This window comes from Acutalibacter caecimuris, from assembly GCF_034335085.1.
In the GTDB taxonomy this organism is placed as follows: Bacteria; Bacillota; Clostridia; order Oscillospirales; family Acutalibacteraceae; genus Acutalibacter; species Acutalibacter caecimuris.
In genome coordinates this window covers 63,318-85,451 of sequence record NZ_JAWXXJ010000012.1, presented here as the reverse complement: position 1 = coordinate 85,451, position 22,134 = coordinate 63,318, and the positions used below count along the sequence as shown (strand labels likewise).

Here is a 22,134-nt window from a genome sequence, read left to right as displayed (position 1 = left end):
TTTCTTATTCAATACAGCCGTTGTCCAACAGGGACTGGTAGAGTGCCGGGAAACCGCCGTCAAAGGAGCCGCTACCCTTGGTGTACATCACCAGGTGCAGCACGTATTCGGGGCCGGCCTGATAGATTTGCAGCGCCGCGTCTTTGGGTAGCGCGTCCTCCGGCACCGCAAGGGTCATCACCGCGTTGGCGCCGTGATAGAACCAGTCTGACCGCATGATATGTTGCTGGACTTTTTTGTGGCTCTCCGGGCGGTCATTGTCGGCAACAGTGGTATAGTCATACCCATAATAGGCTGAACTGGCCGGCGCGGTCACCAAGCTGATGTGCTCCAGGGCCTGGTACTCCCCGCTAAGCTGATTGGCGGCGGTGGGCAGCCCCCAAAAGCCCAAAAAGCCCTGCTCCATCAGCGCCAGCCGGTTCACGCCGTCTTTTTCTGCCAGGATCACCCGCCAGCGGGCGGTTGTACCGCCGGTATATTCAAACCCTTCCTCAATGGTGACAGCGTGGCGGTAACCGCCCAGCAGCATGGCCAGCGGGCTGCTGGTGGCCCGCAAAAGGACGCCTACCCCCAGCAGCACGGCCAGCGCCGCCAGGATGATTTTGCGGCGCCTTTTCATTGGCCCTCACCTCTTTTGTCGCTGGGGAAGAGGATGCCCGCCGCGTGGCGTACCTCTTCCATAAACACGGCCACCTCCAGGCTCAGCCGGGTGCAGCGGGCGTATTCCTCCCGGCTCTCCTCCGGTTGGGTGATGTAGCGGTAAAAGTCTTTGGCCTCCCAGCCCATCAGCTTATATTTCTCGTCCTGCCCGTGCAGTTGCCGGGTGGTGCCGTCCTTGCGCCAGAGGCTGATGCCCCCCAGCCGGGAGATGGACTCTACCGCCACGGTGCCTTCCGGGCCCTGGAAATCGCTGTTGGCCCCGGCCTGGCCCAGCTTGGAGTAGACCAGCGTCACCAGCTTATCGGGGTATTGCAGGGTGAGTATGCCGCTGCCGTCCGCGCCGGTGTCCAGCATATGGCTGCTGATTTGGAAACGCGCCGGCCGCCCGAACAGGTGCAGCGCCGGGTACACGCAATAGACCCCCAGGTCCATCAGCGCGCCGGTTTCCATTTGGGGGTTGAAGATGTTGGGCAGTTCCCCTTCCAGGTAGCGGTCCAGCTTGGAGGAGCGCTGGCAGAAATCCAACCGGGCCATGGAGATGGGGCCCAACTGGGCCAAAGCCTCCTCCAGCACCTGCCGCTGGGGCTGGTGCATAAACATGATGGCCTCCAAAAAGACCAGCCCTTTTTCCTCTGCCAAAGCCACCAGGTCCCGCACCTTACCGGCCTGGGCGCAAAGGGGCTTTTCGCAGATGACGTGCTTGCCATGGGATAGCAGGGCCTTGCAATGGCTGTAGTGGGCATAGTTGGGGCTGGCCACATAGACCGCGTCCAGCTCCTGGCAGGCGGCAAATGCCTCTATGTCCGTAAACACCTGCTTGGCCCCGTGCTTTTCGGCAAAGGCCTGGCCCCGCTGGGCGTTCCGGGAGTACACGGCGGCCAGTTCCCAAAGCCCGCTGTCTTTTGCCCCGCGGATATACTCCTCCGTAATCCAGCCGGAGCCAATGGTTCCAAATCGTAGCATAACGCCGTTCCTTTCCTGTGCAAGAATAGAAGGGAAAGGGAGTTCCCAGGTACAATGGCCGGGTCCTCCCTTCCTGTTCAGCAGTTTAACGGTTTCCCTGTGTTGCGTTCACGCGATGGGGGAGAGCCCTGCTAGGGGCTTATGCCTCTTCCCAATAGCGCTTCAGGTTGGCAAGGCCAACGCGGATGGCGGTCAACGCGGGCTCCATGCCCTCGAACTCAATGGCAATGGTGTCATCGTAGCCGACAGCTTTCAGGATATGCAGGCACTGCTTTACCGGCACATTGCCGTGGCCGATGACGGTGCCCCGCAGGTAGTTGCCCGCCCGTGTCTGGAAGGCGCCCTCGCCGGGGTCATTATCGTAGTAGTTCTTGATGATAAAGTCTTTGGCATGGACGTAGCGGGTGTAGGGGGCTACCCTGGCTACGGCAGTGGCGGGGTTTTCGTCGGCGCAGGTGAAGTTGCCGATGTCGCACAGCAGGCCAAAGTTGGGGTGGTTGACGGTGTTGTACAGCAGTTCCACCCGCTCCGAGTCCTGGGAGAAGAAACCGTGGTTCTCGGTCATGGTGACAATGCCCTTACCGGCGGCATACTCGGTGATCTCCCGCACGGACTCGGCCAGTTGGGGCACCAAAGCGGCGTAGCTGCGGGGGGAGCCCTTCTGGCCCATGGTGATGTCATGGCGCATACGGGGGGCGCCCAGGATGGCGGCAATGTCTACCATCGACTTGACCCGGGCGATCTCTTTGGCTGTGTCGCCGCTGCCGTCCATGCCGTTCAGCAGGTCGGCCCCCACGGCAAAGGAGGAGATGGCCAGGCCCTGCTTGTCGGCCTCTTCTTTGATCTTTTTGGCCTGCTCCGGCATCTCCTCCGGGGAAGAAGCGCCCATGACAAAATCCACAGCCTCAATGGCGTCAAAGCCCATTTCCTTGGCCTTGGCGATGCACGCCAGGGGGGTCAGCTCCCCGTTGCGGATGGCGCTGAAAAAGCTGTAGAGGCTAACTGAAAATTTCATAAGAATGACCCTTTCTGTAAATATATATTTTAATGGGTGGGGCAACCAATTCGGTCAGGTGGCAGCTTTCAGTTTGACCGGCACGAAACACTCCATCATGCCATTGCCAAGGGCCGGGATGGCCTCTGGCGGGGTGATGATGTGGCCCATGGCGTAATGCCCCGGCCGTTCGTCCAGTTCAAACACATCGCTTTGCCGGATGTAGTCAAGCGCCGCCTGATAAAGCCTGCCGTTTTCCTCCTCGTCGTGGTCCCAGTAGAAGTATGTCAGGTAGATGCCGCCGTCAAAGGCTACCTTTTGGTAGCCACCGTCGGGCATACCCTCCTCCCAGGCGTACCACCACACCAGGCCGCCGGCCTCTTTGTCAAAAAAGAGGAAGTCCCTGGGCATAAAGCTGTCCCGTGGGGAGGGCTTTATGCCGCTGAAGTAGTCGTTGAATTTACCCAACTCCCCTTGGGGGGAAAAATCGAAAGCCGGGTCCGGGGCAGATGTTACCGCGGTAAAGGGGGGCAGGGATATGATGCGAAAGTCCATGAAAAACACTCCTCAGTTGTTGATTTTATCTGCTCAATCTCCGAAACTGATGCCGATCTGCCTGGCGGCCTGGACCTCCCCGCAGTCTACCGGCACGGCCTTTAGCTTGCCGGCCACATCTGCCAGGGGCACGGGGACGCAGGCGCCGTTGACCATGCCCACCATCACGCCGAAGGTTTTCTCTTTGATAAACCGTGCGGCGGTGGCGCCCAGCCGGGTGCACAGGACCCGGTCGTAGGCACAGGGGCTGCCGCCCCGCTGGAAGTGCCCGGGTACGCACACCCGTATTTCGTTGTCGATCTTATCCTTCAGCTCCTCGGCAATGCGGTACACAATGGAGGGGTAATTCGCGGCAGCCCGCGCCTTTTTGAACTCCTTTTTGGAGAGTTTGGCCTCCTCTTTGGAGAGGGCCCCCTCGGCCACAGCCAGAATGGAGAACTTTTTGCCGCTGTCGATCCGGTTGTTCAGGGTTTTGGCCACTTTGTTGATGTCGTAGGGGATCTCCGGCAGCAAAATCACGTCCGCGCCGCCGGCAATACCCGCCGAAAGGGTCAGCCAGCCCACCTTGTGGCCCATGACCTCCACAATAAAGATGCGCCCATGGGAGGTGGCGGTGGTGTGCAGGCAGTCGATCACGTTGGTGGCCACCTCCACCGCGCTGTGGTAGCCGAAAGTTACGTCCGTGCCCCACACATCGTTGTCAATGGTCTTGGGCAGGTGGATGACGTTCAGCCCCTCCTCCCGCAGCAGGTTGGCGGTTTTCTGGGTGCCGTTGCCGCCCAGGATCACCAGGCAATCCAGTTTCATCTTCTTATAGTGGTCCTTCATGGCGGCCACCTTGTCCACGCTGTTCTCGTCAATGACCCGGATGGTCTTAAAGGGTTGCCGGGAGGTGCCCAAAATGGTGCCCCCCTCGGTGAGGATGCCGGAGAAATCCGAGGGCTGCATGAGCCGGTACTCCCCGAAGATCAGCCCCTTGTAGCCGTCTTTAATGCCATAGATCTCCACATTTTTGCCAAATTCCTCGTACAGCCCCTTGGCCACGCCCCGAATGGCAGGGTTCAGCCCCTGGCAGTCGCCGCCGCTGGTGAGGATACCTACTCGTTTCATACTGCATTCCTCCTGATAAATTGGTTTTACACGCCGCCGGTAAACCTGGCTAAAGGGCAAAGCGCTCCTGGATCATGGCCGCCACGGTTTCCGGGGGCAGTTCGGTATTGTCAATGCGCATATAGTTGGGGAAGGGGATCTCGCCCGGCCGGCTTTCCAGCCGGAACTGGGCGTCGTCCTCCACCAGCCGCTGGTTCGAGCGCTCTATATCCCGTTTCGAGCCCTTGTTTTGCAGCCGGTTTTCGCTGACGTTCCGCTGGAGGCGCACTGCCTGGGAGGCTACCAGCTCCACATAATAGAACTCTGTACCATAAGGCGCGAAAATTCTTTTGATGTGCTCCACATAGTCCCAGTCCGACTGCTGGTCAAAGGCCCACATATAGGTGAAGATCATGCCATAGCGGTCCGACTTGGCGAGCTCTTCGAAGATCACCTCCCGGCAGCGCTGGATGGCGGCACTGTTAAAGTCCCCAAATACCTCTAAAATGGGCTCAATCGTCATGTGGTTGTGGAAAAGCCGCAGGCCCGTGCGTTTCATCAGTTCTTGGCCCACGGTCATTTTCCCCACAGCGGCGTTCCCAAACAGCATAACCAGCTTCATCGTAAACCTCCTCTTTGCGAATGTGCCCTACGCGTCCTCCTCCGCCGAGTGGATGGGGATCAGCGGGCTGTCGCTCTCCACGTGCTGTAGCGCTTTCAGCCGCTCCTGGGCCTGCTTATAAAAGGCCTGTTGGCTGCTGAAGGCCGCCTTGCCCCGGCGGCTTACATGGATATAACCGGTGTCCGGCTGCATGATACGGGCATTGGTGTTGTCTGCCAGTAGGGTGTCTAAAATGCCAAAGGCCCGCTGTTTTAGTTCCCCGTCCTCAATGGGGAACACCAGTTCAATGCGCCGGTCCAGGTTTCGGGGCATCCAGTCGGCAGAGCCCATATACACCTTGGGGTCGCCGGCGTTCTCAAACCGGAACACCCGGCTGTGCTCCAAAAGCTGGCCGACAATGCTGATGACCTGGATGTTGTCGCTGACCCCTTCCACGCCGGGGATCAGGCAGCAGATGCCCCGGACGATCAACCGCACAGGCACCCCGGCCTGGCTGGCCACATACAAAAGGGAGATGATCTCCGGGTCCACCAGGGAGTTTACCTTGGCGGTGATGCCGCTGGGCAGGCCCTGGCGGGCGTTTTCCGTTTCCTGGCGGATGCGCCGGCAGAAGAAGGTGCGCAGCCCGTGGGGGGCCACGGCAAAGTGCCGGTACTCCGGGGGCCGGGAATACCCGGTGATCACATTAAACAGGGAAGAGGCGTCGGCCCCGTACTGGCTGTTGCAGGTGAACAGGCCTACGTCGGTGTAAATTTTGGCGGTAGAATCATTATAGTTGCCGGTGCCCAGGTGCAAATACCGGCGGATGCCGTCCTCCTCCCGGCGCACCACCAGGGCGATCTTGCAGTGGGTCTTGAGCCCGTGCAGGCCGTAGATCACATGGCAGCCGGCCTTTTCCAGCTTTTGGGCCCAGTTGATGTTGTTCTCCTCGTCAAAGCGGGCTTTCAACTCCACCAGCACCGTTACCTGCTTGCCGTTCTCCGCGGCCCGTATCAGCGCAGCGATGATGGGGGAGTTGCCGCTCACCCGGTACAGGGTCTGCTTGATGGCCAGCACGTCCCCGTCCTCGGCGGCCTGCTCAATGAACTTCACCACGCAGTCAAAGCTTTCGTAGGGGTGGTGCACCATCCGGTCTTTGTCCCGTATGGCGGCAAAGATGTCGTCATAGCCCCAAAAGTCGGCCGGGGCCACCGGCACAATGGGTTTAAAGCACAGCTCCTCGCAACCCTTTATCCCGGCAAACTTGGAGAAAAAGGTCAGGTCTAGGGGGCCATGCAGTTGGTAGATCTCGTTTTTCTTGATCTTCAACTGGCCGATGAGGAACCCTCGCAGATCCTTGTCGCACTTTTGCAGTAGTTCCAGCCGCACAGGCCGGCCCCGCTTGCGGCGCTTGATGGACTTTTTCACCTCGTTCATAAAGTCCTCGGCCTCTTCGTCTATCTCCAGGTCCGAGTCCCTGGTCACCCGGAAGGGGCAGGCGGCCTCGATGGTGTGTAACTCAAACAGTTCCTCCAAGTTGGCCATAATGATCTCTTCCAGCAGGGTGAAGGCCCGGCCCTCCTGGCAGGGCAGTTCTAAAAACCGGGGCATAATGGAGGGCACCTGCACAATGGCAAAGTTCATCTCCTTGTCCTTGCCCTCGCCTTCCTTGGCCTCCAGCCGTACGGCGATGTTCAAGGTTTTGTTGGCCAGCAGGGGGAAGGGCCGGCTGCCGTCCACGGCCAGGGGGGTCAGCACCGGGAACAGCACCTGCTTAAAGTACCGGCTTACAAACCCCTTTTGCTCGCCATCCATGTCCTGCAACCCCAAAAACCGGATGCCGGTGCGCTCCAGCGCAGGCAGGATGGACCGGTGCAGGCAGGAATACTGTTTCTCCATAAAGCGGTGGGCCTTCTCCTCCAGTTCCTTCAAAAGATCCTGGGGGGCCAGGTCCAGCTTGTCCTTAGGCTTATAGCCGGAGTTGACCTGGGCCTTTACACCGGCCACCCGCACCATAAAGAACTCGTCCAAATTCGAGCCTGTAATGGCCAGAAAGCGCAGGCGCTCCATGAGGGGGTTCTCCTTTTTGGTCGCCTCCTCCAGCACCCGGGTGTTAAAGTCCATCCAGCTCAGTTCCCGGTTATAATAGGGTACTTTTTTCTCAGCCACAGCGCACACCTCACATCATATCAAATTTTATAGACAACTCCGGCGAAAGCCCGAATACCTTCTGGAAGAACCCGGCAGACTCCTCAAAGGCCCAGCGCTCCAGCAAAGTATTGGTAGACGCCTCCGCCCGGATGAGCACCCGGTCCTCCTCCAAAGTCATCTTGATGTTTTTCAGTTTTTCCAGGTGGGATTTGTCCATGGCGTTTGCCAGTCGGAAAACGGCCGACAGCTTGGACACCACGATCTGCTCCTGCTGGGGGAGGAGGGCCATCTCCGGGGCCTCCTCCTGCAACAGCCCGCCGGTAATGCTGCCCGCCACCATGGCCACCTCCAGCACCTCCCCGGAGGAAAGCCCAAAAATATCCATCCCCCGGATAATATCGAAGGTACAGTGGTTGTGCTGCCGCACACTTACATAGCTGCCGCAACTGTGCAAAGCGGCGGCCAGTTCCAGAATCAGCCGCTTGGAGGGATCCAGCCCATGCACCTTTTTCAGCCGGTCAAACAGCTTAACGGCGTAATCGCCCACCAGCCGGCTGTGCTTTTCGTCGCAGTGGAAAGCGCGGGCCATGGCCCAGGCGCAGGAAAGGGAGTTTCCCCGCAGGTAGGCCGGCCACCCGGCCCCGGCCTTGGGGGCCAGCAGGTACCGGGTCACCCCCTGGGAAATGTCCGTGGGCGGGGAGAGCACCTCGGCGGCCCCAGGGCAAAAGCGCATCATGCCCCGGTAGATGAACAAAGCCGTGTACAATAGTGCGGCCTGGTTCTCGGTAATGCCGTAGCGCAGGGCAATGCTCTCCGCGGTCTGGGCGCGCACCGCGTCGTACAGGGCCTGTAGCTTTTCCGTTTCAATGTGGTACACCGGCCCCACCTTCTTTGCTCCGCACAGCCGGGCAATCAGCTCGATCTTCGAGCCCGTAAGCACCAGGTTTTGTATGGGGTAGCCGGAGATGTGCATCCGGTTCAGCACCGTGTCCATATATTCTTCCAGTATGCAGTGGAAACCTTCGGCCTTGCGGCGCAGTTCCCCCAGCACGTCATGCAGTTTCAGCGCCCCTATGGGGATATTCTGGAAATACACGGCTTTTTCCCCGTCATGCACCATCAGCCCAATGCTGCCGGAGCCGATGTAGGCCATGAGGGTGTTGCCGTTTTTCACCGCGCTTTCCTGGGACAAAAGCTGTTCCAGTTCAGAGAAGATATAGGCTTTCTCCTGGCTGCCGTCCAGCACGGTGATGTCCACCCCGTTGCGCACCCGCAGTTGGTCTATGACCAGCGCCCGGTTGCTGGCCTCCCGCAGGGCCGTGGTAGAAATGACCATGGGCCGCTCGATGTTATAAGCCCGCAGCGCGGCAGAGAACTTGGTCAGCGCCGCGGAGAGTTCCCGCAGGCTGTCAAAGCGCACGGCCCCGGCTTCAAATACATCATGGTCCAGGCTTACCGGGTACTCCAGGTAGTCCAGGGGGCGTATTTTCCCCTTTACCAACTGGGATACCCGCATCTTCACGTTTTTTGTACCTATCTCTATGACCGCCGCAGAATTGACAGCGCTTTTTTTGTTCAAGAATATCCCTCCCAGGCAAATCTCTTTCCTAATTATACCAAATCTGAACGGAATATTCAAACCTATTTCCGCGATTTATCCCGAAATTTCCAAAATTTTTACAGCTTAAAAATTTTTTTGAAAAACTACTTGATTTTTCCGCCGCAATCCGCTATAATAATCGAGCCGGGATACGGAGAGGTATTCTAATTGGTAAGGAGCCACATTGGAAATGTGGTGTGCCGCAAGGCATTGTGCGTTCGAGTCGCATCCTCTCCGCCAAGAAAAGGGCGTCGGAGCTTTTCCGGCGCTCTTGTTCTTTTCATGAATGGGGGAGATAGGGTGTCCAGAAAAATACAGGCCGAGTTGACCAATATGTGCATGGTATACCGGGGCGACGAGGTGCTGGTACAGCGCCGCAGGCCGGAGCACGGCTGGCCGGGCGTCACCTTCCCCGGCGGCCATGTAGAGCCGGGGGAAACCATCACCCAGTCCGTCATCCGGGAGGTCTACGAGGAAACGGGCCTTACCCTGTCCCATCCCCGGCTGTGCGGCGTAAAAAACTGGATAGAGGACGACGGGTCCCGCTACATCGTCTTTCTATATAAATGCGATACATTTTCCGGGGTGCTGCGCGCCTCGGAGGAAGGGGAGGTCTTTTGGGCAAACCGCGCGGGTTTGCCCGGTATGAACCTCTCCAGCGGCATGGAAGAAACCTTCCGCGCCTTTTTGGAGGAGGATATCAGCGAACTAAGCTATTACCGGGGAGATCCCAGCCATGACTGGCAGATCGTGCTGGAATAGAAAGTGTGAAAACATATGACAACAGAATTAACGAATATGTGCATGGTGTGCGCCGGCAGCAAAATCCTGGTTCAGAACCGCCTGGATCCGGTTTGGCCGGGCATTACACTTCCGGGCGGCCATGTGGAACCGGGGGAGTCTTTTACGCAGGCGGTCATCCGCGAGGTGTACGAGGAAACCGGGTTGACCATAGCCAGCCCCAAATTGTGTGGGGTCAAGCAATGGATATACAATGAGGGCTCCCGTTCTATTTCTTTCCTTTATAGGGCGGATCTTTTTTTCGGGGAAATTCATTCTTCGGAAGAAGGGGATGTGTTCTGGGTGGAAAAAAGCCAACTGCTTGCTATGGAACTGGCAAGTGGTATGGCGGAAACCCTGCGGTTATTTCTGGAGCCCGGCTTGAACGAGTTGGCGTACTTCCGCAAAAATAAAGAGGATTTGTGTACAGAGTGGCAGGATACAGGCTGGGCCTTTCAGCTTAGTTAAAAGGGTTATGACAATTCAACAAGGAGAATCACTATGAAACACGATGAAGTAGCATCATTTTATAAAGATTTAGACGCCTATGCCGGCCAGACCGTCACAGTCTGCGGCTGGGCCCGTTCTATCCGGGATTCCAAAACCCTGGGCTTTATCGATCTGAACGACGGCACCAGCTTTAAAGGGGTGCAGGTGGTCTTTGAGGATGGCAAGATCGGCAACTTTAAGGAGATCGCCGCCCAGAATGTAGGCGCCGCCCTGGTTGTCACCGGTCGGCTGGTGGCCACCCCAGGGGCCAAGCAGCCCTTCGAGATCCACGCCAGTGAAATCCGGGTGGAGGGCGCCTCCGCCCCCGAATACCCCCTGCAAAAGAAACGCCATGGTGTGGAGTTCCTGCGCACCATCCCCCACCTGCGGGCCCGCACCAACCTGTTTAGCGCCGCGTTCCGCATCCGCTCGGTAGCGGCCCACGGCATCCACAAGTTCTTCCAGGAGAACGGCTTTGTCTACATCCACACCCCCGTTATCACCACCACAGACTGCGAGGGCGCAGAGATGTTCCAGGTCACGACCCTGGACCAGGAAGCCCTTCCCAAAACCGAAGCGGGCGCGGTAGATTACCGCCAGGACTTCTTCCAGAAGAAGGTCTACCTCTCCGGCTCCGGCCAGCTACAGGTAGAGTGCATGGCCCAGGCCTTCTCCAAGGTCTACACCTTTGGCCCCACCTTCCGGGCAGAGCGCTCCAACACCCCCCGCCACGCCTCCGAGTTCTGGCATATCGAGCCGGAGATCGCCTTTGCCGACCTAAACGATGATATGGACCTGATCGAGGCCGCGGTGAAGTATGTCATCAACTATGTGCTGGAAACCTGCCCCCAGGATATGGAGTTCTGCAACCAGTTTGTGGATAAAGGGCTCCTGGAACGCTTGCGCCATGTGGCCGGCGCGGACTTTGCACGGGTGACGTACACCGACGCCGTGAAGATTTTGGAGGCCCACAACGGCGAATTTGAGTACAAGGCTGCCTGGGGCGAGGATATCCAGACCGAGCACGAGCGTTTCTTGGCAGAAAAGCACTTTGGCCGCCCGGTCTTTGTTACCGACTACCCCAAGGACATCAAGTCCTTCTATATGCGCCAAAACGATGACGGCAAAACCGTAGCCGCCACCGACCTGCTGGTCCCCGGCATTGGCGAGCTGGTAGGCGCCAGCCAGCGGGAAGAGCGCTTTGAGGTGCTGCGGGACCGTATGCTGGAGTTGGGCATGGGGGAGGAGGACCTTTACTGGTACCTGGATCTGCGCCGTTTCGGCACCACCGTGCATTCCGGCTTTGGCATTGGGCTCGACCGGCTGGTCATGTACCTGACCGGCATCCAGAACATCCGGGACGTGCTGCCCTTCCCCCGCACCACCGGCTCGGCGGAGTTCTAACCGCAGCGCCATTGGCATAAGTATAAAGAAAGCCCCCGGCTTGTACCGGGGGCTTTTGATTTTGGTCCAGGGTTACTCTTTGCCGTTCCAGCAGTAGGTGCACAGCTTGCACCGGTCAATGCCCACCGAATCCACCATGTCGTCCAGCCGGTGGTAGCGCAGGGAGGTAAAGTTCAGCTTTTTGCCGATGATATCCACCATGGTCTGGTACTCCTCTGTTTCCGGGTCGGCGTACTTCTCCAGGTTGTCCGGCTGATTGGTACCCTCCAGCTCCTGGATCACCCGCCGGGAGATCAGGTCGTCCAAAGAAACCGACCGGGAGAAATTCAGGTATTTGCACCCAAACAGGGGGGGCGGGCAGGCGGGCCGCACGTGCACTTCCTTAGCCCCGCTGCGGTACAGGAAATCCGTGGTTTCCCGCAGTTGGGTGCCCCGCACAATGGAGTCGTCGATCAGCAGCAGGCTGCGCCCTTCAATAAGCCCGTGGACAGGGATCAGTTTCATGTGGGCAATCAGGTTCCGCTGGCTCTGCATGGTGGGCATAAAAGAGCGGGGCCAGGTAGGCGTATACTTGATAAAGGGCCGGGAGAAGGGGATGCCCGAAGCATTGGCATACCCCACCGCGTGGGCTGTGCCGGAGTCCGGCACGCCCGCCACGTTATCCGGGGCGCCCTCCCCGGCAAAGCTGTCCCGCCGGGCCAGAATCGCCCCGCAGCGGTAGCGCATCTCTTCCACGTTCACCCCCTCGTAAGAGGAGGTGGGGTAGCCGTAATACACCCACAAAAAGGTGCATATTTTCATGTCCGAGCCCGGATCCGCCAGGGTCTGCACGCCCTCAGGGGTAATGGCGGCCACCTCTCCGGGGCCCAGTTCCCGCAGGGTGCTGTAGCCCAGGTTCAGGTATGCAAAGCTTTCAAACGAGCAGCAGTAGGCCCCCTCTTTCTGGCCAATGGACACCGGCGTGCGCCCCAGCCTGTCCCTGGCGGCAATCAGGCCGCGGGGGGTCAGCAGCAGCATGGTCATAGAGCCGTCAATGGCCTCCTGGGCATAGCGTATGCCCTCAATCAGGTTGGGCCGCTGGTTAATCAGCGCGGCCACCAGTTCTGTAGCGTTGATATCCCCGCCGCTCATCTCCATAAAATGGGAGAGCCCGGAGGAGAACAGGCTTTTCATCAGCGCCTCGGTGTTGTTGATCTTTCCCACCGTCACAATGGCGTAGGCCCCGTGGTGAGAGCGCACAATCAGCGGCTGGGGCTCGTAGTCCGAGATGCACCCAATGCCCAGCCGCCCCTGCATCTGGGAAAAGTCCTTGTCAAATTTGGTCCGGAAAGGGGAGTTCTCAATGTTGTGGATGGCCCGGTCAAAGCCCCGTTTCTGGTCATACACAGCCATGCCCGCCCGGCGGGTGCCCAGGTGAGAGTGATAGTCTGTGCCAAAAAACAGGTCAAAAACACAGTCCTCCTTTGCCGCTACCCCAAAAAAACCGCCCATAATGTTTAGCCTGCCTTCCCTATACGAAGAGTGTGCCGCCGGCAAAAAGCGCCCCAACGGCCCTTTTATTATACCATGGAACCGCCGGATATGCCAGCCCCAAATGCAAAATATATAGACAGGACAAATCCCCGGCAAAACCCCCTGCCGGTTATTGGAAGGGCTTCCCCGCTGGGCCGCCCGCGGGCCGATCTTGCTTGAGAAGTTTGTACAGAAAAGGGGGGAGGGGGGTAGCTTGAATGGTACAAAACATAAAATTTGCAGGATGGGTAAAATAAACTTGCATTTTTGGCTGGGGTATATTAAAATATATAAGGTTTATGAAACAAAAATGAAAACTCACCCAAGGGGTTCATTCAAGAATAATGGTTAGGAGATGTATTGGGATGAAAGACACTGCTGTTAGTGAGAGGAAACTGACGTCCATGTCCGTTGCCGGGATCAAGGCCCTTAACCGGGAAACCGCCCAGGCTTACCGGGAGATCAAAAGCCGGGGCCTGCAACTGAATATGGCACGGGGCATCCCCTGCGTCAAGCAGTTGGACCTGGCGCTGGGGGTGCTGGAGGCCCTCCATGCCCGCAGCGAGTTCGCCAATTCCAACGGCGACGACTGCCGGAACTACGGCGTATGGAACGGCTTGCCGGAAATGCGGGCCATCTTCGGCGAGCTGCTGGGCGTGCCGGCCGATAATATTATCCTGGGCAACAATTCCAGCCTGCAAATGATGTTTGACACCATCTCCCAGGGCTATACCCACGGCTGCGGCGGCTACGAGCCCTGGTGCAGGCAGGGCGAGGTAAAATTCCTCTGCCCCGTGCCCGGCTATGACCGCCACTTTGCCGTAACAGAGTATTTCGGCATCAAGATGATCCCCGTACCCATGCTGAAAACCGGCCCGAACATGGACCTGATCGAGCGCCTGGTGCAGGATGAAAGCGTCAAAGGCTGCTGGTGCGTGCCCAAGTACTCCAACCCCACCGGCGTCACCTATTCCGACGAAACCGTGCGCCGTTTCGCCCGGCTGCGGCCCGCCGCCAAAGACTTCCGCATTATGTGGGATAACGCCTACTGCGTCCACGACCTGGCCGACGAGCCCGATGAACTGCTGAACATCTACGAGGAATGCCTAAAAGAAGGCACCGAGGACCAGGTGATCCAGTTCGCCTCCACCTCCAAAATCTCCTTCCCCGGCGCGGGGGTGGCGGCGCTGGCCTCCAGCACCCGGAACATCGCCAGCCTGAAATCCCGTACCACCGTCCAGACCATCGGTTCCGATAAGCTGAACCAGTTGCGCCACGTACTGTTCCTCCACGACGCCGACGGCGTCCGCAGCCTGATGAAGGGCCACCGCCAAATACTGGTGCCCAAGTTCCGCATTGTGCTGGACGCCCTGCAACAAAACCTGGCCGGCCTGGACATTGCCCGGTGGAGCCATCCACGGGGGGGCTATTTTGTCAACCTGGACGTGATGAGCGGCTGCGCCCGGCGGGTGGTGGAACTTTGCAAAGAGGCCGGCGTGGTGCTTACCGATGCCGGCGCCACCTTCCCCTATGGGGCCGACCCCAACGACAGCAACATCCGCATCGCCCCCTCCTTCCCGCCGGAGGAGGAACTGGCCCAGGCTATGGAGCTGCTCTGCATCGCCGTGCGCCTGGCCGCCACCGAAAAACTCCTGTCCGAGCGGGCCTGAGCGCCCGCGCTTACCGTGGACAGCATGGAAACCGGGATAACGGGGCTGCGGGCTATGGCCAAGGGCCGCGTGCTGTGCGGGCCGCAGCTTTTCGCCACACCAAAAGCAAAAGGCCGGGCTACAGCCCCGGCCTTTTTCCCCGCCACCCCAACAAAAAACCGCCAAATCCCTTGACATTCCGGGAAATTGTGGTATAATAACTAAGTTGTTTGAAACAGGTTTTCAAACTTCCTTGCTCCGGGGAATCCAAAGCAGCCCGGGGCCATAAGGCCAAAAGGAGGTGCAATACAAATGGCAGAAGGAAAAAACCTCTACGAAACCGTCATCGTCACTTCCGCGAAACTGGGGGAAGAGGGCAGCGCGGCGTTGGTAGAACGATTCAAGGGGCTCATTGCAGAGCACGGCACTGTCCAGAGTGTTGACGACTGGGGCAAACGGCGTTTTGCCTACCCCATCAACAAGCAGACCGAGGGCTACTACACGCTCATCAATTTTGAGAGCGGCCCGGAATTTACCGCTGAGTTGGACCGCCGCTACAAGATCACCGACGGCATCGTCCGTACGCTGATCATTAAGCGCGACCCCCGGCATATCGTGGAGCGGAAACCCCAGAAACCTCAGAAAACTGAGGAGGGTGACATCGACGTGGAAGCCATTGCCGTTGAGGCTGTGGAAACCGCCACAGGGGCGGCCGAATAACCGGTTGCCCGTTACAGAGATTTAGCCCCGGCAAAGGGCCCCGCCCGCTGCCGGAAAGAAAGGGAGGTCGCCTATTATGCTGAATGTAGCCGTCCTTATGGGCAGGCTGGTCGCCGACCCGGAACTGCGGCATACCCAAAGTGATATTGCCGTATGTTCCTTCCGGGTAGCGGTAGACCGCAATTTCTCCACCAGGTCGGGGGAGAGGCAGACGGATTTTATCGATGTGGTCGCCTGGCGGCAGACCGCTGAGTTTGTGTGCAAGTACTTTACCAAGGGCCAGATGATCGCCGTAAACGGCAGCATCCAGACCCGCCCCTGGGAGGACAAACAGGGGAACAAGCGCACGGCGGTCGAGGTGGTTGCGGAAAATGTGAGTTTCTGCGGCTCCAAGCGGGAGAGCGGCGGTGGCAATGCCGGCGCCTACGAGGGGGGCGGTGCCTCCTATGGCGGGGGCAATGCCTACGGTAACGCGCCTTCCTACAACAGGCGGCAGGAGCAGGGTTTCGGCCAGGAGGATCGTTTCGACGGGGCCCCCACCTTCCATGAATCCGCCCCGGCCTTTTCCAATGGCGATTTTGTGGAGAGCGACCCGGAGTTGCTGCCTGACGGTGACATCCCGTTTTAGTAGTCCCACAGCCTAAAAGGCTACCATTTAAGAGAAAGGGAGGTTTTTTGCGATGGCAGACAGACCTGAGAGGGAAGTCCGCCGGGGCCGCAAGGGCCGCAAAAAGGTTTGCAGCTTTTGTGTTGACCGCGCGGAGTTCATCGATTATAAAGACGTAGCCAAGCTGCGCCGTTTTATTTCTGAGAGGGGGAAGATCCTTCCCCGCCGGGTAACAGGCACCTGCGCCCGCCACCAGCGCGCGCTGACCGTTGCCATCAAGCGTGCCAGGCATCTGGCGCTGCTGCCCTATACCAGCGACTGATTTTCGCCGGTACAGGCTCCATATAAGTATCAAAAAGCCCTCCGCTGTCAGCGGGGGGCTTTTTCCTGCCTGTCTATAGGCCGCCGGGGCTTGCCTGCCAATGGGGGAGCAACCCTTTCACCAGAAGAAACCAGCCCCCAAAACCGCCCCTATAGGCCAAAGCCAGTTTCCCGTTTGCCCCATCCGCCGTCAGGAATACTGGTGCACCAACTTTTTCAGGTCGTTTACGCCCAAGGCAGAGCGGTACACCACTGTGTCCCCCGGATAGTAAAAGTCCACAAATTCGCCGTTGATGTCCACCATCACGGTCACCGCCTGCCCCTTGCGGGTAACGGTCAGTTCATAGTCCGGGTAATAGGCAAACAGGGCAATATCCTTCTCTAAGGGCTGGGCGTCCTGCCACAGCCGCTCAAAGGCCTCAATGCGCTGGCGCCGTTCCTGGGTGCTGGCATTCAGGTGCAAAAGCTTAAGCCTGTTGCCGCATCCCTGGTAAAGGTCCAACTGCAAAGCGTCCGGCACCGAGCAGCCGGCCAGCAGCAAACCCAGCAGCACCGCACAAACAGCCGAAAAAACACGTTTCATGGCACATTCCCTCTCATCCTGTTTCCTCTATTCTACCTGATTCCCCCCAAAATGTCAATGGATACGTTTCAGCCTGCCCCCGCACCGGCAGCGGTAACGCCAGGGGCACTTTACCGCTTTCGAAAGCCGCATCCGCTCTATAACCGCCCCGCAGTCCTGGCACTGCAACACATACTTCACTTCCTCATGCCGCAGGGGCCCGGCCGGGCCCTGGCAGGGTACCGTGCGCTGTATGTCCATCCCCAGCGCCTGGCTGGCCGTCTGGGCGTAGGCTTTCCAGCGGGGGCCATGGTTGCGGCAGCCTGGGCAGGTGTGCAGCAGTTCATGGGCCAGCGTCAGCCGCAAAAGTTCCCTGTCCTGCAAAATAAAGGCCGATACCTCAATCTCCATGCCGCCCTCCCGAAAGAAACAGCAGCCCAGCCGCCGCTTGGCCCGGTTGTTTACCTTCACCTTCGGGCTGATATGGGGGGAGAGGGGGATGCCCACCTCCCGCAGCGCCCCAAAAAGCTGTGCCATCAAAGCGTCCAGTTCCTGCTGTCCCATTGCGTATCCCTCCTGCCGGTGGGGATATTATACTATGAAAACCGCCCCTTGGCAATAGGGCAGGGGGGCAAACAGCCTGGGGGCTACTTCTCTGGCTGTTTCTTGATGATCATCTGCTTGCCGTCCGTCCGGGCTGTCATAATGAACACCTCCTCCAGTGCGGTCCCCTGGCAGCGGAGCTGTTCCCGCAGCCAGGCCGGGTCTTTCCCGCACAGTTGCAACGAGTGCTGGGAGATCTGCCCGTCGCTGACCACCACCACCTCCAGCGCCTCGGCCGCCGCTTTCACCCCGGCCTGTTTGGGGGTCAGGCAATCGGCCGCCGACCGCTTTAGCACGCTCATGGTGCCGTTGGTTTCCACAATGGCATAGGCTACATCTTCCAGGGCAAAGGCCCCGGCCCGGCGCAGTTCCTCAAACAGGTCCTCCGTGCTCAGCCGCAGGCGGCGCATCTGGTGCTGCAATACCCTGCCGTTGGCAATCACCACAATGGGGTTCCCCACCACAGCCTGCCGGAATTTCCCGCTTTTCAGCATTAAAAACGACACCACAATCTCGCAGGCCACCAGCACCAGCATGGGCACCAGCCCGTTCCACAGCGGGTCGTCGTGCTGCTGGATGGGCATCACCGCCAGTTCCGAGATCAAAAGCGTCACCACCAGTTCCGAGGTCTGCAACTGGCTGATCTGCCGTTTGCCCATCAGCCGCACGCTGACCAGGATAGCCCCGTACATCACCAAAGTCCGTACCAGAGAAATGAGCATCCAATCCCTCTTTTCGCGCATGATATGCCCTTATTCTCCCACATTTCCCGCCGCTTTATCCGCATAATCTGCCGCTGCCTGTCTACACTATCCCTTATCCGCGAAACCGGGCGTCCTGCCCGCCGAAAGGAGATGGGATCATGGAAAAGGTATCCGCCAGCCTGCAAGAAAACCAGCAGTACCTACAGGGGCAGTTTACCAATGCGATGGATTTTATGATGCGCGAGTTGACCCTTGCCGGCACAAAAGCGGCCCTTTTTGGGCTGGATGGGCTGGTCAGCAAGCAGACCATTACCCTCAGCATTTTAAACCCGCTGATGGAAACGGGCAAGCTGGCCGGGGAGGGCCCGGCCCTGCTGGAGCAGATCGAAACCACCGTGCTGGGGGCGGTAGAGCAAAAGCGGGAAACCCAAATGCCCCAGCTGCTGGTGCTGCTGATGAGCGGTTTCGCCGTGCTGTGTATCGACGGCTGCCGGGAAGCTTTGGTGTTCGGGGTCCAGGGTTTCGAGAGCCGCGGCCCCGAAGAGCCCCAAAACGAGGTGATGCAGCGGGGCGCGAAGGACGGCTTTACCGAAAGCTACCAGAACAATATTTCCATGATCCGCCGCCGGATGAAGACTACAGCCCTGAAGTTTGAAAAGGCCGAGGCGGGCAGCCGCAGCCACACCCCGCTGGCCCTGTGCTATCTGGAAGGGGTGGCCAGCCCCTCCATCCTGGCCCAGTTGCGCCAAAAGCTGCAAACCTATGACCTGGATACCACCCTGGGGGCAGGCTACCTGATCAGCTTTTTAGAGCGGGGCGGTATGTTCAGCGGCGTGGGCGTCACCGAGCGACCGGACGTGGTCTGCGGCAAAATCGAAGAGGGCCGTATTGCCATTCTGGTAGAGGGCACGCCCACCGCCATTCTGGTGCCCTTCCTGTTTGTAGAGAACTTCCAGACCCTGGACGACTACCTGACCCGCCCCTTTTACGGCACCTTTATCCGGTGGCTCAAGTATATCGCCTTTTTCCTCAGCGCCTTCCTGCCGGGGCTCTACGTGGCCATTGCCACCCACCACCCGGAGATGCTCCCCGAAGCCCTGCTGCTGAAGATCTCCGAGTCCGAAGCCCAAACCCCCTTTCCCGTCATGGCAGAAACCCTCATCCTCTACTTCCTCTACGAGGTACTGCGGGAGGCGGGCCTGCGGGCCCCCCGGTCCCTGTCCGCCACCGTAAGCATTGTGGGCGGCCTGGTTATCGGGGATACAGCCGTGTCCGCGGGGCTGGTCAGCGCCCCTTCGCTGATGGTGGTGGCCCTTACCGCCATAGCGGGCTATGCGGTGCCCCGGCTGTACGAGCCCCTGGCCCTCTTACGCCTGGCCTTTTTGCTGGCAGGCAACTTCCTGGGTGTGTGGGGGGTGATGATCGGCCTGGTGCTGCTGGCCATGGACCTCTGCGGTACCGACAGCTTCGGGGTGCCCCTGCTGTCCCCGGTGGCGCCCTATAACGGCCGCCTTGCTTTCCGGGACGTATTCCTGCGGGCCAACTGGCGGCGGCTGGCCCGGGGCAGCGCCTCTGTGCAGGATATGCCCGGCAGCCGGGAGATCGGCCAATAAGCGGCGCCCAATCGAGAAAGGAGTGGAAGGGATGCAGTGTACCAAAATCAGCGCGGCCCAGTTCTTCACCGCCATGTTTGTTTCACGGGTGGTGGTCACCATCGCCCTAAACGCCCAATACACCGGCGGCCAGCATATGCTGGATAACATCTTCTCCTACCTGCTGGCCATGCTGCTGGGGGCGGCCATTGCCCTGCCCATCTGGCTGGCCACCCGGGGCCAGGTCCAGGGCGTGCCGGGCCTGGCTATGGCGCGCCTGGGCTGGCTGGGGGGGCTGGTGCCCCTGTGCTACGGGCTGTACTTTGTGCTGGTAGGGGGCACCTCCCTGGCCCTGTTCCAAATCTTCTTAATGGACACCGTAAACCCCGGTTTCTCCGCCGGGCTGGTGGTGGTGGCCCTGCTGGCCGTCGCCCTGTACGGGGCCCTGCACGGCCTGGAAACCGTCGCCCGCTGTGCGGTCTGCGTGTTCATCGTGCTGTTGGCAGGCTGTGGGCTGGTATTCTTTATGGCCTCCGCCCGTTTCCGCTGGGAAAACTTAGAGCCCCTTTTCTACGACGGTTTTGCCCAAACCGGCCAGGGGGTCATGCTCTTCATTGCCCGTACCTCCATTTTTGCCGATATGGCCGTGCTGCTGCCCCAGGTCCGGGGCCGCAAAAAGCTGGGTTTCCTAAGCTGGGCGGCGGGCACGGCGGCCTTTGTGTCCGTCACCATCCTGATGATCGTCGGCTGCCTGGGCCGCTACGCCTACACCCAAAACTTTCCGGTCTACGTCCTGGCCTCCCTCACCGAGGTCCGCTCCCTGCAACGGCTGGACGCCGTATTCACCGGGGTGTGGATGATGGGCCTGATCATCAAGCTGGCCTGTGACCTGTACGCCTGCCGGGTCTGCTTTTCCGCCCTACGCCCCCGTGGGGGCAGGGTGCCGGGGTGGACGGTCTGTGCTACGGCCCTGCTGGTGCTGGGGGTGGCGCTGCTCACCGCCGGCAGTTCGGGGATGCAGGGATTCCTGCTCAACACCGGTTTCCTGTTCTGGTGCACGGTGATTACCGGCGCCGCCCTGCCCCTGCTGGTCTGGGTGGCTGGCAAAGGGAGGAAAGGGGGAAAAACCAGATGAAACTGCGCAGGATCCTGCCCTGCCTGCTGGCCCTGCTGCTGGCGCTGGGGCTTACCGGCTGCGGCTACCCGGAGCTGTACGAGCGGGTGCTCATCCACGGCATTGGCGTAGACTGGACCGGGGAGAACTACAAAGTGACCGTGCGCTCCTCTGCCTCGGCGGAGGACGAAGGGGAAGAACTCTTTACCTGTGAGGGAGCCACCGTGCTGGAGGCCCTCTCCGGCCTGTCCCTGTCCACCGGGCGCGAGCCCTTCTATGCCCACAACTATCTGGTGGTGTTCGGCCAGGCCTGTGCCAACCGGGGCCTGGAAGATTGCCTGGACTTTTTCGTGCGCTACTACAACACCCGGCCCACAGTGTCCCTGTTCATGGCGCTGGGCACGGCGGAAGAGGTGCTTTCCACCGAAAAGGACGGCAAACTCATGCGTATGTCCGAGCTTCAGGCCCTGGGTGCCGGGGGCAGCTATAACGGCCAGGTGGTGGATGTGGACATCCTGGACTTTGTAAACGCCCTGAAAGGGGAGAGCGGCTCCCCGGTGCTGCCGGTGCTGCGGGCTGTTGAGGGGGGCGTAGAGGCCACCGGGTCCGCCTACTTTGCCCAAAGCAGGCCCGCCGGCCTGCTCACCCTGGAGCAGACCCGGAGCTATCTGGCGGTCATGGACCGGCTGGAGCGGGGGGAATTGGCGGTGGATGTGCCGGGCGCGGGCCCCGTCACCCTGAGCCTCCGGGGCGCCAAAAGTTCGGTGGAAACCGTGTTCGGCCAGGTGCCCGCCTTTACCCTGCGGGTCACGGTAGGTGCGGACGTAAGCGCCGTTGACGGTACCCCGCCGGCAGACGGGGCCTTCTACCCGGCCCTGGAGCAGGCCGCCGCCGCCCGCCTGGAAGAGGAGCTGCGCGCCACCCTCCAACAGACCCTGGCAGACGGCTGCGATATCTTCGGCTTTGGCAGCCTGCTGTACCGCCGCTGGCCGGTGTACTGGCGCCAGCACAGCGCCCAGTGGCCGGAACTGATGGGCCAGGCCCAGTACACCGTCCAGTACACCGTAAAAGTCCGCCACCTGGAGCAGGAAAACCTAAACGGCCTCCTGTCCCCCTGACCGCGCACCCCAACCCCCGCGCCCCGCAATGGGCAACCTCCACCCCAGCCCATGCCACCCGCACACCCGCCCCCATGCCACCCTAACCCTCCCCGCCACCAACCAAAAGAACGCACCAAGCCATATCGAGCCGCCACCTAACCCAAACCCCGCGCCCCGTAATAGGCCACCATCTTCCACCTCCAGCCCAGGCGCCCACACACCCGCCCCCATGCCACCCTAATCCTCCCCGCCACCAACCAAAAGAACGCACCAGGCCCATACCGAGCCGCCACCTAACCCAAACCCCGCGCCCCGTAATAGGCCACCATCTTCCACCTCCAGCCCAGGCGCCCACACACCCGCC

Annotated in this window: 22 protein-coding genes and 1 tRNA gene; 11 read left to right on the top strand and 12 right to left on the bottom strand. The window is 59.8% G+C overall.

What is annotated here, in order from left to right:
• Positions 1-4: 4 nt before the first annotated feature.
• From U8U01_RS08840 to U8U01_RS08805, 8 genes are all read right to left on the bottom strand, one after another.
• The gene (locus U8U01_RS08840; protein ID WP_322173452.1) at positions 5-619 is read right to left on the bottom strand and encodes a hypothetical protein; all 615 of its coding nucleotides are present in this window, start codon (positions 617-619) and stop codon (positions 5-7) included.
• Positions 616-1,623 (bottom strand): Gfo/Idh/MocA family protein, encoded by a 1,008-nt coding sequence (locus tag U8U01_RS08835; RefSeq protein WP_322173451.1) that lies wholly within the window; start codon positions 1,621-1,623, stop codon positions 616-618. Before U8U01_RS08835 ends, U8U01_RS08840 begins: the two co-directional genes overlap by 4 nt.
• Positions 1,624-1,762: 139 nt before the next feature.
• On the bottom strand, positions 1,763-2,638 hold the full coding sequence (locus U8U01_RS08830) for a sugar phosphate isomerase/epimerase family protein (protein WP_322173449.1): 876 nt from the start codon (positions 2,636-2,638) through the stop codon (positions 1,763-1,765).
• Positions 2,639-2,692: 54 nt separating this feature from the next.
• Entirely contained in the window at positions 2,693-3,172 is a 480-nt protein-coding gene (locus tag U8U01_RS08825) for a hypothetical protein (protein ID WP_322173447.1), read from the bottom strand.
• Between the two features lie 33 nt (positions 3,173-3,205).
• On the bottom strand, positions 3,206-4,282 hold the full coding sequence (locus U8U01_RS08820; protein ID WP_322173445.1) for a 6-phosphofructokinase: 1,077 nt from the start codon (positions 4,280-4,282) through the stop codon (positions 3,206-3,208).
• Positions 4,283-4,331: 49 nt separating this feature from the next.
• Positions 4,332-4,883 (bottom strand): DEAD/DEAH box helicase family protein, encoded by a 552-nt coding sequence (locus U8U01_RS08815; protein ID WP_322173443.1) that lies wholly within the window; start codon positions 4,881-4,883, stop codon positions 4,332-4,334.
• Positions 4,884-4,910: 27 nt separating this feature from the next.
• On the bottom strand, positions 4,911-7,031 hold the full coding sequence (locus U8U01_RS08810; RefSeq protein WP_322173441.1) for an RNA degradosome polyphosphate kinase: 2,121 nt from the start codon (positions 7,029-7,031) through the stop codon (positions 4,911-4,913).
• Between the two features lie 10 nt (positions 7,032-7,041).
• Positions 7,042-8,592 (bottom strand): Ppx/GppA phosphatase family protein, encoded by a 1,551-nt coding sequence (locus tag U8U01_RS08805; protein WP_322173439.1) that lies wholly within the window; start codon positions 8,590-8,592, stop codon positions 7,042-7,044.
• Positions 8,593-8,766: 174 nt separating this feature from the next.
• Between U8U01_RS08805 and U8U01_RS08800 the strand changes: the two genes are divergently transcribed.
• The 4 genes from U8U01_RS08800 to asnS all read left to right on the top strand — a co-directional run bounded on the left by U8U01_RS08800 (position 8,767) and on the right by asnS (position 11,286).
• Positions 8,767-8,853, top strand: a tRNA-Ser gene (locus U8U01_RS08800).
• 60 nt (positions 8,854-8,913) lie between these two features.
• Positions 8,914-9,375 carry an 8-oxo-dGTP diphosphatase gene (locus U8U01_RS08795; RefSeq protein ID WP_322173437.1) on the top strand — a complete coding sequence of 154 codons (462 nt, stop codon included), beginning with the start codon at positions 8,914-8,916 and terminating at the stop codon, positions 9,373-9,375.
• A gap of 15 nt (positions 9,376-9,390) precedes the next feature.
• Complete coding sequence (locus U8U01_RS08790; protein ID WP_322173435.1) at positions 9,391-9,861, top strand: 8-oxo-dGTP diphosphatase; 471 nt, start codon at positions 9,391-9,393, stop codon at positions 9,859-9,861.
• A gap of 33 nt (positions 9,862-9,894) precedes the next feature.
• Positions 9,895-11,286: an asparagine--tRNA ligase gene (gene asnS, locus U8U01_RS08785; protein WP_322173433.1), complete on the top strand. Its 1,392-nt coding sequence runs from the start codon at positions 9,895-9,897 to the stop codon at positions 11,284-11,286.
• Between the two features lie 72 nt (positions 11,287-11,358).
• Here the strand turns inward: asnS and U8U01_RS08780 are convergent, their stop codons facing one another.
• Entirely contained in the window at positions 11,359-12,777 is a 1,419-nt protein-coding gene (locus U8U01_RS08780; RefSeq protein ID WP_322173431.1) for an amidophosphoribosyltransferase, read from the bottom strand.
• 386 nt (positions 12,778-13,163) lie between these two features.
• Between U8U01_RS08780 and U8U01_RS08775 the strand changes: the two genes are divergently transcribed.
• From U8U01_RS08775 to rpsR, 4 genes are all read left to right on the top strand, one after another.
• Complete coding sequence (locus U8U01_RS08775; RefSeq protein WP_322173429.1) at positions 13,164-14,468, top strand: aspartate aminotransferase type Ic; 1,305 nt, start codon at positions 13,164-13,166, stop codon at positions 14,466-14,468.
• A gap of 291 nt (positions 14,469-14,759) precedes the next feature.
• Positions 14,760-15,167 (top strand): 30S ribosomal protein S6, encoded by a 408-nt coding sequence (rpsF, locus tag U8U01_RS08770; RefSeq protein WP_322173427.1) that lies wholly within the window; start codon positions 14,760-14,762, stop codon positions 15,165-15,167.
• Between the two features lie 76 nt (positions 15,168-15,243).
• Positions 15,244-15,795, top strand: a complete 552-nt coding sequence (locus tag U8U01_RS08765; RefSeq protein WP_322173425.1) for a single-stranded DNA-binding protein — start codon at positions 15,244-15,246, stop codon at positions 15,793-15,795.
• A 52-nt stretch (positions 15,796-15,847) separates the two neighbouring features.
• Entirely contained in the window at positions 15,848-16,096 is a 249-nt protein-coding gene (gene rpsR, locus U8U01_RS08760; protein WP_160641416.1) for a 30S ribosomal protein S18, read from the top strand.
• A gap of 189 nt (positions 16,097-16,285) precedes the next feature.
• Here rpsR and U8U01_RS08755 read toward each other — a convergent pair whose 3' ends face one another.
• The 3 genes from U8U01_RS08755 to U8U01_RS08745 form a co-directional block, all read right to left on the bottom strand.
• Positions 16,286-16,678: a hypothetical protein gene (locus U8U01_RS08755; RefSeq protein WP_322173423.1), complete on the bottom strand. Its 393-nt coding sequence runs from the start codon at positions 16,676-16,678 to the stop codon at positions 16,286-16,288.
• A gap of 54 nt (positions 16,679-16,732) precedes the next feature.
• On the bottom strand, positions 16,733-17,221 hold the full coding sequence (locus U8U01_RS08750; RefSeq protein WP_322173421.1) for a SprT-like domain-containing protein: 489 nt from the start codon (positions 17,219-17,221) through the stop codon (positions 16,733-16,735).
• 83 nt (positions 17,222-17,304) lie between these two features.
• Complete coding sequence (locus U8U01_RS08745) at positions 17,305-18,003, bottom strand: DUF421 domain-containing protein (protein ID WP_322173419.1); 699 nt, start codon at positions 18,001-18,003, stop codon at positions 17,305-17,307.
• 119 nt (positions 18,004-18,122) lie between these two features.
• Here U8U01_RS08745 and U8U01_RS08740 point away from each other — a divergent pair, with 119 nt between their 5' ends.
• Genes U8U01_RS08740 through U8U01_RS08730 form a run of 3 tightly spaced genes read left to right on the top strand, consistent with a single transcriptional unit; the run spans position 18,123 to position 21,788 of the window.
• Positions 18,123-19,577, top strand: a complete 1,455-nt coding sequence (locus tag U8U01_RS08740) for a spore germination protein (protein ID WP_322173417.1) — start codon at positions 18,123-18,125, stop codon at positions 19,575-19,577.
• 31 nt (positions 19,578-19,608) lie between these two features.
• Positions 19,609-20,691, top strand: coding sequence for a GerAB/ArcD/ProY family transporter (locus tag U8U01_RS08735; protein WP_322173415.1), 1,083 nt, complete (start codon positions 19,609-19,611; stop codon positions 20,689-20,691).
• Positions 20,688-21,788: a Ger(x)C family spore germination protein gene (locus U8U01_RS08730; protein WP_322173413.1), complete on the top strand. Its 1,101-nt coding sequence runs from the start codon at positions 20,688-20,690 to the stop codon at positions 21,786-21,788. The genes U8U01_RS08735 and U8U01_RS08730 overlap by 4 nt, the downstream gene beginning before the upstream one ends.
• The last annotated feature ends 346 nt before the right edge of the window (positions 21,789-22,134 follow it).

What these genes read in the sequence shown, in the direction of transcription:
- U8U01_RS08840 (WP_322173452.1), bottom strand. Translation starts at nt 619, where the DNA reads ATGAAAAGGCGCCGCAAAATCATCCTGGCGGCGCTGGCCGTGCTGCTG.
- U8U01_RS08835 (WP_322173451.1), bottom strand. Translation starts at nt 1,623, where the DNA reads ATGCTACGATTTGGAACCATTGGCTCCGGCTGGATTACGGAGGAGTAT.
- U8U01_RS08830 (WP_322173449.1), bottom strand. Translation starts at nt 2,638, where the DNA reads ATGAAATTTTCAGTTAGCCTCTACAGCTTTTTCAGCGCCATCCGCAAC.
- U8U01_RS08825 (WP_322173447.1), bottom strand. Translation starts at nt 3,172, where the DNA reads ATGGACTTTCGCATCATATCCCTGCCCCCCTTTACCGCGGTAACATCT.
- U8U01_RS08820 (WP_322173445.1), bottom strand. Translation starts at nt 4,282, where the DNA reads ATGAAACGAGTAGGTATCCTCACCAGCGGCGGCGACTGCCAGGGGCTG.
- U8U01_RS08815 (WP_322173443.1), bottom strand. Translation starts at nt 4,883, where the DNA reads ATGAAGCTGGTTATGCTGTTTGGGAACGCCGCTGTGGGGAAAATGACC.
- U8U01_RS08790 (WP_322173435.1), top strand. Translation starts at nt 9,391, where the DNA reads ATGACAACAGAATTAACGAATATGTGCATGGTGTGCGCCGGCAGCAAA.
- asnS (WP_322173433.1), top strand. Translation starts at nt 9,895, where the DNA reads ATGAAACACGATGAAGTAGCATCATTTTATAAAGATTTAGACGCCTAT.
- U8U01_RS08780 (WP_322173431.1), bottom strand. Translation starts at nt 12,777, where the DNA reads ATGGGCGGTTTTTTTGGGGTAGCGGCAAAGGAGGACTGTGTTTTTGAC.
- U8U01_RS08775 (WP_322173429.1), top strand. Translation starts at nt 13,164, where the DNA reads ATGAAAGACACTGCTGTTAGTGAGAGGAAACTGACGTCCATGTCCGTT.
- rpsF (WP_322173427.1), top strand. Translation starts at nt 14,760, where the DNA reads ATGGCAGAAGGAAAAAACCTCTACGAAACCGTCATCGTCACTTCCGCG.
- U8U01_RS08765 (WP_322173425.1), top strand. Translation starts at nt 15,244, where the DNA reads ATGCTGAATGTAGCCGTCCTTATGGGCAGGCTGGTCGCCGACCCGGAA.
- rpsR (WP_160641416.1), top strand. Translation starts at nt 15,848, where the DNA reads ATGGCAGACAGACCTGAGAGGGAAGTCCGCCGGGGCCGCAAGGGCCGC.
- U8U01_RS08755 (WP_322173423.1), bottom strand. Translation starts at nt 16,678, where the DNA reads ATGAAACGTGTTTTTTCGGCTGTTTGTGCGGTGCTGCTGGGTTTGCTG.
- U8U01_RS08750 (WP_322173421.1), bottom strand. Translation starts at nt 17,221, where the DNA reads ATGGGACAGCAGGAACTGGACGCTTTGATGGCACAGCTTTTTGGGGCG.
- U8U01_RS08745 (WP_322173419.1), bottom strand. Translation starts at nt 18,003, where the DNA reads ATGCGCGAAAAGAGGGATTGGATGCTCATTTCTCTGGTACGGACTTTG.
- U8U01_RS08740 (WP_322173417.1), top strand. Translation starts at nt 18,123, where the DNA reads ATGGAAAAGGTATCCGCCAGCCTGCAAGAAAACCAGCAGTACCTACAG.
- U8U01_RS08735 (WP_322173415.1), top strand. Translation starts at nt 19,609, where the DNA reads ATGCAGTGTACCAAAATCAGCGCGGCCCAGTTCTTCACCGCCATGTTT.
- U8U01_RS08730 (WP_322173413.1), top strand. Translation starts at nt 20,688, where the DNA reads ATGAAACTGCGCAGGATCCTGCCCTGCCTGCTGGCCCTGCTGCTGGCG.